The sequence below is a fragment of the Bacteroidota bacterium genome (assembly GCA_013696965.1).
Classification (GTDB): Bacteria; Bacteroidota; Bacteroidia; order JACCXN01; family JACCXN01; genus JACCXN01.
In genome coordinates, this window is record JACCXN010000072.1 from 45681 (window position 1) to 57491 (window position 11811).

The 11811-nt window shown below is 33.2% G+C and carries 13 protein-coding genes and 1 pseudogene; 5 read left to right on the top strand and 9 right to left on the bottom strand.

The genetic code is table 11. The features are described 5' to 3' along the window. Positions 1-64: 64 nt before the first annotated feature. Positions 65-1390, top strand: a complete 1326-nt coding sequence (locus H0V01_11015) for a DUF389 domain-containing protein (protein MBA2583900.1) — start codon at positions 65-67, stop codon at positions 1388-1390. Between the two features lie 107 nt (positions 1391-1497). On the opposite strand, the pseudogene H0V01_11020 reads toward H0V01_11015, so the two are convergent. Beyond that, a pseudogene (locus H0V01_11020) lies at positions 1498-1701 on the bottom strand (hypothetical protein). Positions 1702-2259: 558 nt separating this feature from the next. Then, a complete protein-coding gene (locus tag H0V01_11025; protein ID MBA2583901.1) occupies positions 2260-3270 on the bottom strand; it encodes a DUF3667 domain-containing protein in 1011 nt (336 codons plus the stop codon). A gap of 136 nt (positions 3271-3406) precedes the next feature. Between H0V01_11025 and H0V01_11030 the strand changes: the two genes are divergently transcribed. The 3 genes from H0V01_11030 to H0V01_11040 all read left to right on the top strand — a co-directional run bounded on the left by H0V01_11030 (position 3407) and on the right by H0V01_11040 (position 4836). Then, on the top strand, positions 3407-3961 hold the full coding sequence (locus tag H0V01_11030; protein ID MBA2583902.1) for a 30S ribosomal protein S16: 555 nt from the start codon (positions 3407-3409) through the stop codon (positions 3959-3961). A gap of 9 nt (positions 3962-3970) precedes the next feature. Beyond that, on the top strand, positions 3971-4498 hold the full coding sequence (rimM, locus tag H0V01_11035) for a 16S rRNA processing protein RimM (protein MBA2583903.1): 528 nt from the start codon (positions 3971-3973) through the stop codon (positions 4496-4498). Between the two features lie 65 nt (positions 4499-4563). Further along, positions 4564-4836: a hypothetical protein gene (locus tag H0V01_11040; GenBank protein ID MBA2583904.1), complete on the top strand. Its 273-nt coding sequence runs from the start codon at positions 4564-4566 to the stop codon at positions 4834-4836. 22 nt (positions 4837-4858) lie between these two features. On the opposite strand, the gene H0V01_11045 is transcribed toward H0V01_11040, so the two are convergent. From H0V01_11045 to H0V01_11075, 7 genes are all read right to left on the bottom strand, one after another. Then, positions 4859-5260, bottom strand: coding sequence for a monovalent cation/H(+) antiporter subunit G (locus tag H0V01_11045; protein ID MBA2583905.1), 402 nt, complete (start codon positions 5258-5260; stop codon positions 4859-4861). Further along, positions 5257-5538 (bottom strand): cation:proton antiporter, encoded by a 282-nt coding sequence (locus tag H0V01_11050; protein ID MBA2583906.1) that lies wholly within the window; start codon positions 5536-5538, stop codon positions 5257-5259. Before H0V01_11050 ends, H0V01_11045 begins: the two co-directional genes overlap by 4 nt. Next, complete coding sequence (locus tag H0V01_11055; GenBank protein MBA2583907.1) at positions 5535-6008, bottom strand: Na+/H+ antiporter subunit E; 474 nt, start codon at positions 6006-6008, stop codon at positions 5535-5537. The genes H0V01_11050 and H0V01_11055 overlap by 4 nt, the downstream gene beginning before the upstream one ends. 121 nt (positions 6009-6129) lie before the next feature. After that, complete coding sequence (locus tag H0V01_11060) at positions 6130-7641, bottom strand: Na+/H+ antiporter subunit D (protein MBA2583908.1); 1512 nt, start codon at positions 7639-7641, stop codon at positions 6130-6132. Beyond that, a complete protein-coding gene (locus H0V01_11065) occupies positions 7638-8006 on the bottom strand; it encodes a Na+/H+ antiporter subunit C (protein MBA2583909.1) in 369 nt (122 codons plus the stop codon). The genes H0V01_11060 and H0V01_11065 overlap by 4 nt, the downstream gene beginning before the upstream one ends. A 5-nt stretch (positions 8007-8011) precedes the next feature. After that, complete coding sequence (locus H0V01_11070; GenBank protein ID MBA2583910.1) at positions 8012-8419, bottom strand: Na+/H+ antiporter subunit B; 408 nt, start codon at positions 8417-8419, stop codon at positions 8012-8014. A gap of 108 nt (positions 8420-8527) precedes the next feature. Beyond that, positions 8528-10825 (bottom strand): putative monovalent cation/H+ antiporter subunit A, encoded by a 2298-nt coding sequence (locus H0V01_11075; protein ID MBA2583911.1) that lies wholly within the window; start codon positions 10823-10825, stop codon positions 8528-8530. A gap of 139 nt (positions 10826-10964) precedes the next feature. On the opposite strand from H0V01_11075, the gene H0V01_11080 reads away from it, so the two are divergent. Continuing rightward, positions 10965-11783: an SDR family oxidoreductase gene (locus tag H0V01_11080; protein MBA2583912.1), complete on the top strand. Its 819-nt coding sequence runs from the start codon at positions 10965-10967 to the stop codon at positions 11781-11783. Positions 11784-11811 lie beyond the last annotated feature (28 nt).

Below are 11811 nucleotides of genomic sequence, written 5' to 3' on the forward strand. Positions count from 1 at the left end.
TTATTGATGTTCAAACTAAATTTGATTAACATTTTAAAATTTCAAAAATAATAATTGGAAAATTATGCAAAGAATTGTCTTTATAAGAAAAGCTTTAAATTATTTTAATCTTGAGACTGAACTTGATGACTTTGATATTATCCATGAAAATATTTCAAAAGATATAGTATTTAAGGGTACAAATCTCTGGATTTTAATATTTGCAATAATTATTGCATCCATTGGATTGAATATGAATTCCACGGCTGTGATTATTGGTGCAATGCTTATTTCCCCTTTAATGGGCCCAATCAATGGCATGGGATACAGTATTGCAACCTATAATTTTCCTTTATTCAGAAGATCACTTAAAAATTTCGCTTTTGCAGTTGTCGCAAGTCTCGTTGCATCAACAACTTACTTTGCTTTAAGTCCAATTTCTACGGCTCAATCAGAACTCTTGGCTCGTACAAGTCCAACTATTTATGATGTGTTAATAGCATTGTTTGGCGGCCTTGCTGGTATTGTTGCTATCAGTAGTAAACATAAAGGAAATGTAATTCCAGGAGTAGCAATTGCTACTGCTTTAATGCCTCCATTATGCACTGCGGGTTTTGGATTGGCAACAGGTAATTTTTATTATTTTATTGGGGCAATTTATTTATTCACAATAAATACAGTTTTTATCGCATTGTCCTCTGTTTTCATATCTCAAATATTAAAATTTCCTATCCGAACAATATCTTTAGATTCTCAAAGAACAAAAGTAAACAGATGGATTTCTTTAGTTACTATTTTAATCTTAATTCCAAGTATTTATTTTGGTTACGTTCTTGTTCAAAAAGAAAAATTCTTGGCTAATGCAACTAATTATGTAAGGAATATTAGCATTGTAGAGGGTAATTACCTGCTGAAAAATGAAATTGATCCTAAGAGCAAAAAGATTATATTAGTTTATGGAGGGGCAAACATGAATAACGATCAAAAGGAAAAAATTAAAGAAAAAGCCAAAGATTTCTCCATTGATAATGCAAAAATTATTTTTCAGCAAGGGTTATCTTTTGATTTAATTAACAACAAAAATAGTGAGGTAGAAACCCTTAAAGCTGAAATGAACAGATTAAATACTTTACTAAAGTTAAATGAAAACCGTGTTGACAGCATTTCCCAGAGCAAATTATTAGGAAAACAAATATACTATGAGATAAAGAACCTATATCCCCAAATAATAAGTTGTTCATATGCCAGCACCTTGTTGTTTAATGATACTTTGGTAAATTCAAACCAAATGGAAATAGTTGCATTTAATACAAAGGGAAATATAAATAGTATTGATAAAAAGAAAATTGGACAGTGGTTACAAGCCAGGCTTAAAACTGAAAAAATAAAAGTTTACTTTGAAAACCAATAATATTTACCATAAAACAACCAGTACAAAAATATATACTCCTATAGTATTGAAAACTTGTCCTTTTAGTTTTTTCGGTTTAAATTAATCTAGCAGTTGGTATGCCAATACAACACGTAATCAATTACCTTTCCACGGCCTTCATCATCACAATCGGTATCAATATCGGGCATGGAAACACGTTCGGGGTTTAAAAACCTTTCAACAAGTAAATTGTATTTTATGGGATCAATATTTGTAATACCTCCGCAATAAGCAACTGCTGAACCAGCAGCAGATCCCCTTCCGGGCCCAACCGTAACATCAATTTTACGCTGAAAAAACGACTCGGTTTTAGTGTAATATCCAAACTTAATATGTTTTTAATACCCTATTTCTACCTTAACTCCTGCGGAGGCCTTATAAGTTGCTTTATGGCCCTGAAAATGGTTTGAATTTCTTCTCCCTGTTTCCTTAGTCCTCCATCGTTTTTAATCATTTTCTTTTCCAGTTTTAACAGTACGTCCTTTTCATTTATGATCAATTCACGTATCCGGGTGAAAATCCTGATAATTTGTATGTTTGCTTCTATAGCTGCTTCACTTTTTTAATACACTGGATAGCATTGCTACACCTTGTTCTGTGAATACACAAGGGAATTTCAGGAGTCCCATTTTCTCTTTAATGGATATCACAAAATCCTTGGGAAAACGCGTTTCAATTTCTTTTTACTGGCAGGTTTAATACCCTTATTTCTACTCCATAAATATTGGGCAGCCTAAGTGATAAAAAAGCTGTTCTTCTTTGTACCTTTCTGTAATGAAATGTTTCAGCAAATTGCCCATTTCGGTAAATTGGGAGAAAATTAAAACGTTCTCAATTGCAATAGGTACTTAATAAAAAACAAGCGAAGTGAATAACAACAGGAGAAAAAATAAGGGGATAAACAATAACAGGTAACTCAATGAAAGCATTATGAAACTTGAAATTGTCTTTTTGTAACTTTCACCATATACCTTTTTCATTGCCATGAAAAGATAAACTAAAAGCAGCAGAATTGAAATAGAGAATGAAAAATCAAATACATAGTGCACAAAAAGCAGGTTTATAATTAAATAGCTGAAAATAAATGTGTGAAAATGAAGGGAAAATATAAAATGTTCGTAAAAGTATTTTCCTTTTCTTATATAAATAAACTTCAGTAACAATGCAAAAAAGGGTAGCATCAGGAAAATTAATTTTGAAGAGAAGTTAACTACAACTTCAGTAAATTTAGAATGATCATCAATAAATATTTTTATCAGTTGTTTAACTATAAACTTCTCATATTTACTATCATTCGGTCTAATTGAATCTATATAAGTATCAAAACCAACTTTGGAAATTAAGTTTCTTGTAGAATCAATATTGAAACCAATATTAAAATCATTTCCAAAATCTAATTTTACCACAGCTTTATTTCCTGGTTCATTTGAATGAACAACTTTTTTGTTTTCAGTATGAGCATAATTTTCATTCTTATTTGGCAAACTGTCGTTTAAACCGCTATTAGTAGTAGTTTCAAACTCAATAAAACTGCTTTTCTGATTGTTAAGAGAAGAAAACAATAGAAAAAAAGCAACAGAAATAATAATGAAAACTCTGAAAGGAGGAATAAATTTAACTCTTTTTCCTTTTATATATTCAAGTGTTAAATGCCCGGGGTTAACAAAAAGGGGAATAATGCTTTTAAAAATTTTTGAATCATAGGAAAAGTAATCTCCTAAAAAATCCTGGATAAAATGAATTATGGGAACTTTGGCAGGAGTTGTTTTTTGCCCGCATTGCCCACAGTAAGAATCTTTATCATCTATTGGCTTTTCACAATTCAAACAAATTTTCTTCTCTGATATAGATTGATCCATATACTATTTTTGTGGAAATATAGCTAAATTTAAAATAATTAGCGGAACATGCGTTAATATTATATAAATTTTTACGATATTCGCACACCCAAAAAAAGGGAGTAAACTATTATTTAACTTAAAAACTTAATTAACAATGCCTACAAGAATCAGATTACAAAGACATGGTAAAAAAGGGCAAGCCTTTTTCCATATTGTAATTGCCGATGGTCGTGCACCTCGTGATGGAAAATATATCGAGAAAATAGGCACGTACAACCCGAATACCAATCCGGCAACAATCGACATTAATTTTGACAAAGCTTTAACCTGGCTTAAAAACGGAGCACAACCTTCAGATACCTGTAGGGCAATGTTATCTTACAGAGGTGTTCTTTACAGATATCACCTTGCAAAGGGTGTTGCAAAAGGCGCTTTAACTGAAGAGCAGGCTGATGCTAAGTTTGAGAAGTGGTTAGAGGAGAAAGAAGGTAGAATTACTGGTAAAAAAGACAAATTGTCTTCTGGAAAACAAGAAGCTACTAAAAAACGTTTGGCTGAAGAATCAGTTTCAAGGGAGGCAAAAGCTGCCAAAATAGCTGCGAAAAACACGCCCCCTGCTGAGGAAGTAGCCGTTGAAGAGGCTCCAGCTGAAGAAACAACTTCAGAGCCTAAAGCAGAATCTGCAGAAGAAAACAGTCCAGAAGCTTAATTTAAAGGTATGCACAAGAAAGATTGCTTCTATCTTGGACATACGGTAAAATTACATGGATATAAAGGTGAACTCAGCATTAAATTAGATGTTGATAATCCTTGGGAATACAAAGAATTGGAATCAGTTTTCATTGAAATAGATGAACAACTGATTCCTTTTTTTATTAAACAAATTGATGTTAAAGACAAGGGCTTTGCTGTTGTAAGATTTGACGGAGTTGATAACCTTGAACAAGCACAAAGACTTTTAAGTAAAGAACTTTATCTGCCTTTAAGTGTTCTTCCTGCTTTAAATGGCAATAAATTTTATTACCATGAAGTAGTTGATTTCACTGTAGTTGATAAAAATTTTGGTGTTGTTGGTATTGTAAAACAAGTTCTTGATTTCCCTAATCAGGCTGTTTTGCAGGTTTTTAAGGATAACAAGGAAATTCTTATTCCGGTTAATGATGAAATCATCAAATCAGTTGACAGAATTCAAAAAGAGGTGATAACAGAGACTCCCGAAGGCCTTATTGCCCTTTATTTAAAATAAACTTTTCCTTCATTTTTTCTTTATTGCCTTTCTTTTTGTAAATTGCTTTTCTAAATATATCAGTTATGGAAACCAATGAAATCACAATTAAGGTAGTTGTAGACGAGTGTAATGTAAAACATCAGATTGATATTGCTATGGAAACCATTATTTATTCAGAAGATGGGGATAACAAAATAGTATGGCGATCAAAAGATGGAAAATACAAACTACAGGTGTGGAGAAATGGCAATGAAATCGTAATAAATCCGGCAAATGTTGATAAGGATGAAAAAATTGTTTCTACTGCTGTGGAAATAGCAGATCAGGTAGACAGAATTAAGCCCGATCAATATTAATTGGATTTTTAATTGATCCAACTTATTTTTTTTCTTTCATGTCCAATTCATTTTGATGAGCTTGTTCGTCTGAGCTTGCCAAGTTCTCTGATTGCTTATTGTATCTGTTTTTTAATTCATCTCCAACCGTTTTTTTCCAAAGTGGGTCCCCAATAAAATAGGCTGCCCTGCCAATCATATGAGCTGCAGCAGGACCTGTTAGGAATACAAAGAGTAAAATTGCCAAGGCCCTGGTTGTAATAGCGAAATTTTCATAATGAACGGCAAGGCCAATAAGCATAAATCCTACGCCAAGGGTAGCGGCTTTGGTAACAACAGAAATTCTTAAATACACATCAGGCATGCGTAATATTCCAATAGATGCAGTAAGGATAAAAAATGTTCCCAGAATTAAGAAAACAAGGGTTGTAATTGTAGAAATCATTCAGTCCCCCTTCTTTTAAGATAATAGGCAAATGCAATTGTGCTCAAAAATGCTATTAAAGCAAGTATCATTGCAATATCCAGATAGGCAGATTGGCCAGTGGCAATGCTGTAAACAGAAATAATGGCTATTCCAATTGTTACCAGTAAATCCAAAGCAACAACCCTATCAGTTAAACTAGGTCCTTTTATAAACCGTATAACAACTAGCATGATGGCAATTCCCATAATTGGTAAAAAAACGATAACAGATAAATTCTCAATTAATAGTAGATTCATCTTAAAACCTCCAATAGCCTTCTTTCCAGGCCTGATTTGATTTGCTCAATAAATTTTTCAGGGGTAACCAAATACATAGTATGAACATATATTATTTTTTTGTCATCAGAAACATCAATGCTTAAGGTGCCAGGGGTAAGGGTTATAAGATTTGCAAGCAAGGTTATTTCTAAATCCGATTCAACTGACAAGGGGACTGCAATGATTGCAGGTTGCATTTTAAATTTTGGAGTTATAATATCATAAGTAACTAATACATTAGCTTTTAACAATTCCCGTATAAAGTAAAAAATCAATCCGAAAGCACTGATTAACCTGGGGAAATAACGGGATGACTTTCCGTAACCTGTAGATATCCACAGCACAAAGAAACTCATTGCAAAACCCAAAATAAAGTTTTGATAAATAAACTCCCCTGTTAAAACAACCCAAACAAAAGTCAGTAATATGTTAGTTAAAAAGGATCTCATAATAATTCTGGTAAATTCTTGAAACCAACTATTTTGTTCTTAAATTAAATCTCTTTTTATTCTCAAATTAAAAATTCAGTCTACACTTAGTTCTAAAAAATACAATTTATAATTATTTAACTTACTTTCCTAAAACCTCATTTATATAAATCTGAGGATCCATTAATTGTTCTGCTGCTCTTTGTGCAATTGAAATGGCAGTTTCAGCACCAAAGCTAATCAAACCTATTAAGATGCATAACCAGATTATTGGTCCAAATATCATTGCTTTTTTCATAAAATTAAATTGTTGATAATTTCCAATAGTATTGAGGCTTTCTTTAGGAGTAGTTTTCCAAAAAGCCTGAGTCCATATCTTAATCATAGAAAATAATGTTAGAACACTTACAATTAAGGAAATGGCAAGAATTGCATATTGTTCCGTTTCAATGGCCGCTTTCATAAGTATAAATTTTCCCCAAAATCCTGAAAGTGGAGGTACACCAGCAAGTGAAAGTGCCGGAATCAGAAACAAAATGGAAAGAAAGGGGAAAGCCTGGTACAATCCGCCAAGATAATACAATTGATAATGCCCTTTTATTTTATAAATAATTCCACTAACCAGGAATAAAGCATTTTTAACAATAATATTATGAAACATAAAATAAATAGCCCCAGCTAGTGCAAGGGGGGTGAAAATGGCTAGTCCCATAATCATATATCCTATTTGGGATATAATATGGAAAGATAGCAACCTCCTTATTTCTGATTGTGCCACTGCACCCAAGACACCTGTTACCATGGTAAAACCAGCAATTACCAGGAGTATGAAATGTGTAAAATCAATGTCGTGGATAAAAATAAGGGTAAAAATGCGAATTAAAGCATATGTACCAACCTTGGTAAGCAAACCCGCAAATATGGCAGAAACTGCTATGGGAGGGGTATGGTAAGATGCAGGAAGCCAATAAAACAATGGAAAAACAGCGGCCTTTATTCCAAATGCAATAATAAATAATACAGCCGCAATGTTTATTATTCCTTTATCTTCAAAGGCGGCCACTTTTACAGCAATATCAGCCATATTTAATGCACCGGTAATTCCATAAATCATCCCAACAGCAGTTAACAGCATTATGGATGCAAATAAATTCAGAGTAACGTATTTAATTGCTCCCTCAAGCTGCGCCTTTTCACTTCCTAAAGCTATTAAAACAAACGAAGTGATGAGTATTAATTCAAACCAGACATATAAATTAAACAAATCACCAGCTAAAAAGGCGCCTGAAATACCCATCATTAAAAAATAAAATAATGGAAAAAAACCATATTTTATCCTTTGCTTATCCATACTAACCATTGAGTATATTGCACCCCCTGACCCAAGAATTCCTGTAACAAGAATCATAATTGCACTATATAAATCTGCTACGAGTGTTATTCCAAAAGGGGCAGGCCAATTGCCTGACTGAAAAGTGATAATATCAAAATGATTTACCTGAAGAAAAAGATTAACAGTTGTTCCAAGAAAAATCAATGCGCCAAAAATGTTTAACCATAGCTGTATTTTTTGTTTCCACCAGAAAAAAATGGATAAAATAGCCACAATACAAGGTACAACTATAGGAAGAATAATACTTATATAACTATTCATTCTCCGAATTCGATTAATTCCTGATCCGTTGTAATTAATTCATCCAAATCATCTGTTTGAGATCCCTGATAAACTTTTTTAATTAATACAATTGCAAAAGCTTGTACACCAAAACTAATAACTATAGCTGTTAAAATAAGTGCATGCGGAACAGGATCTGCGTAAAGTTCTTTAAGAACTTCAGAAGATTCTTCAATAAGCGGTGGCGTTCCTCTGGTAATACGACTGATAACAAAAATAAATAAATTTGCGCCATGTGAAAGCAAAATTAAACCAATAATAAGTTTAACTATACTCCTTCTAAGCATCATATACATTCCTCCGGCATAGAGTATTCCAACGATAACGGCTAAAAATAAATTCATACTTTTTAATCTTCTGCAAGTGAAAAAACAATAGTATTGGTAACTCCAAATACAACAAGGAAAACACCAACATCAAACAACAATGGGGTACTAAGTTTTCCGAAGGCTGGAATATGAAAATCTGACCATAATCCAGTTAAAAACGGCAATTGAAAAAACAAGGGCAGAATACCTGAGCCTACTGCGAAACTTAATCCTGTTGCAATGAATATTCCCGGTTTAACTTGTAATGTAGCAGTTGCATATTTTACTCCATTTGCAATTGTATATAAAGCAAATGCAGTTGAAGCTACCAATCCCCCTACAAATCCACCACCGGGCTCATTGTGCCCTCTTATCAATAAAAAAATTGAAAACAATAGCAGCAATGGTAACAAAAACCTAGAAGCTGTTGTAAATAATTTTGATTTCATTATTAAAAGTTAAGTTTATCCTTGTTAAAAAATGGCGAACTGTTTAAAATTTTGTCTTAAAGTTAAATATTTGCGGTTATAAAATAGAATTGGTTAAAAACGGATTTATCATTGTTTTTCATCAAGCTTAAGTTTTAAAAGGGCATAAACACCTATTGCGGCAACCGCTAATACAGTAATTTCAACTAGTGTATCAAGACTTCTGAAATCAACCAGAATTACATTTACTACATTTCTTCCTTTTGCAAGCAAGTAACTATTTTGTGCAAAAAAAGTTCTTAATCCCGCATCTGAGGGCTTTGCTGAAACATAGAAAATTATAAATGTGAGTAAAGCTCCGGTTGTGAGTGCAATGAGCATATCCCTAATGCGCACATAAATAGTTGACATTGTTGAGAATGTTGGGAGTTTATAAAGTATCAAAACAAAAAGAATAACTGTAAGCGTATCAATTGTGAACTGAGTCATTGCAATATCAGGAGCGCCAAAAAGTACAAATATCAGCGCAAGCCCATAACCAGCAAGACCAAGGGAGGCTACGGCCATTAATCTTGATTTTGTAATAACAATTGAAATTGATGCTATAACAATGGTAATTCCAAGAAAAAACTCGTAGATCATTAGATCTTTAAGATAAAATTCAATTGGAGGGGAAATATACATGAATAGGGTAATTACTAATAAAAGCAGCAAGAACAATATTATAGCCAAAAGGTAATGCCTTAAATATCCATTTTGAATTGCCTTTGTTTGAAGCCAGGAAAATTTAAGCAAAGCATTTATTAATTGTTCATACCATTTTTCAGGCCCTATATTAAAAAGAATGTTTAAATATGGATTTTTTTTAAGTCTGTAAAGCCTAAGAAAATACAAACCAACCCCTAAGGTTACTGTCAACACACTTAAAAACAACATTACATTTAATCCATGCCAGAGCTCTAATTGCACTTGTGTTTTAACATTCAAAATAGCACTAACTGATTGAGTAATGAAAACATTAGCCACTACTTGAGGAAAAACACCTGCAAAAAGGCCTGCCAGGGCTAGAACAGCGGGTCCAAACCAAAGTAAAAAAGGAACATTTAAAGGAAGCTTAGGGGCAGAAGTTTTACCCATAAAAGGTTTGATGCCAACTTGAATTGCAGTTACAACAAGTAGTATATTTGATAAAACAGCAAGTCCAATGAAAAAATAAGAGCTTTGTTCGCCAACTGCAATAGCAGCTTCGTAAATTAATTCCTTTCCAATAAACCCTATTAAAGGCGGTACACCTGAATAAGATAAGGCAGCAAAAATTCCTGCCAGGCCTACTAACGGCATATATTTAAACAGTCCTCCAAGCTTTGAAATATCCCTACTAGTAGTTAAATAATCTACATTTCCTACTACCAAAAACAAAGCGCCTTTATAAAGGGAATGAATAATTAAAAAGGACATTGCAGCTTTAATAGCAACTTCCCCTCCGATACCTATAAGCAGTACAAGCATTCCCAATGAGCTAACAGTTGAGTAGGCCAGAATTTTTTTCATATCAGTTTGAAGTACTGCCATTATTGCCCCTGTAAGCATTGTTATAGCACCAATATTCATCAATAGATTACTCCATAACACAGTTTCCCCTAAAACAGGGCTCAATCTTGCAAGTAAATAAATACCCACCTTAACCATTGTTGCTGAATGAAGGTATGCGCTAACAGGAGTTGGTGCAGCCATTGCATTTGGCAGCCAAAAATGAAAAGGAAACTGAGCTGATTTAGTAAATGCTCCAATAGAAACCAAAAGTAAAATTGGAACGTAAGCCCCATCAGTGCGAATAAACTGAGAATTATTCAACATTTCTGAAAGTTCATAAGTTCCTATCCTCTCACCCAGAATTATCATTCCTGCAAGCAACAATAAGCCTCCACCAGCTGTTACCAGCAAAGCTTGAAGGGCCGATTTTCTGGAATCTTCATCCTGATGTTTATGTCCGATAAGAAAAAAGGAACTAATGCTTGTAATTTCCCAAAAAATAAATAAACAAATAATATTCCCTGCCAAAACAAGTCCAAGCATGGATGCCATGAAAAGCAGAATAAATAAATAAAATCTTCCAGCATGCTTGTCATTTTTCATGTATTCACTGGAAAAAAGCATAACCAGGAAACCGATGAAAGTAATCATAATAGCAAACAGTATACTTAGGCCATCTGCATAAAAAGAAATATTAATTTGCAAAACAGGTACCCAATTATAAAACTCAACTTCAGGATCGCCTTTAATAATTTGGGGTAAAAGAATAAGCAGGTAAATTAAAAAAAGCAATGGATAAAAGGAAAACATTACCAATGCTAGCCTTTTGGAAAATTTATATAAAGCAGGAGCAAGCAATGCAAGGGTTATTCCTAATATAATAAGAAAAAACATATTCTTGTATTTAAGTATTTAATCTATTTTCTGATGAGCTTATGCCTCTAATATACTGAAATTGCATATAAAAATGTAATCTTTTTAATTTTTAATCTATATTTGAAAATCCATTTTTTATACAAAAAATCATAAAACTATGTCTAACAATTTATTAAAAGGAAAAAGAGGAATAATATTCGGAGCGCTTGATGAAAAATCCATTGCCTGGAAGGTTGCAGAAAGGGCTTATGAGGAAGGCGCAATATTTACATTAACAAATGCCCCAATAGCGTTAAGAATGGGAGCTATAAATCAACTGGCTGAAAAATGTAAAACAACAGTTATTCCAGCTGATGCCACCTCGGTTGAAGATTTGGAAAACCTTTTTAAAGTATCCATGGAACAAATGGGGGGGAAGGTAGATTTCGTGTTGCATTCAATAGGAATGTCACCAAATGTTAGAAAAGGAAGACATTATACAGATAGTAATTATGAGTTTTTTCTTAAAACCCTTGACATTTCGGCATTGTCCTTTCATAAGGTATTACAAACTGCTATGAAACTTGATGCTATTAATGATTGGGGATCTGTTTTAGGTTTAAGTTATATTGCAGCGCAAAGAGTTTTTCCGGATTATAATGATATGGCAGATGCAAAATCCCTACTTGAATCTATTGCAAGAAGCTTTGGGTATCATTATGGCATAAAAAGGAAAATAAGGGTTAATACCATTTCACAATCTCCAACAGTTACAACAGCTGGAAGCGGGGTGAAGGGTTTTGAAAAGTTTTTTGATTATGCTAATAAAATGTCTCCTCTAGGAAATGCTCCGGCAGTAGATTGTGCTAATTTCTGTGTTTCTATGTTCTCAGACTTCACACGTTATGTAACTATGCAAAATTTGATGCATGATGGTGGTTTTTCCAATACAGGGATAAGTGAGGAAGTAATGAACCATTTTGGTACAAATAAATAGGGGAGAAGCAGATAAAATACGATAATCA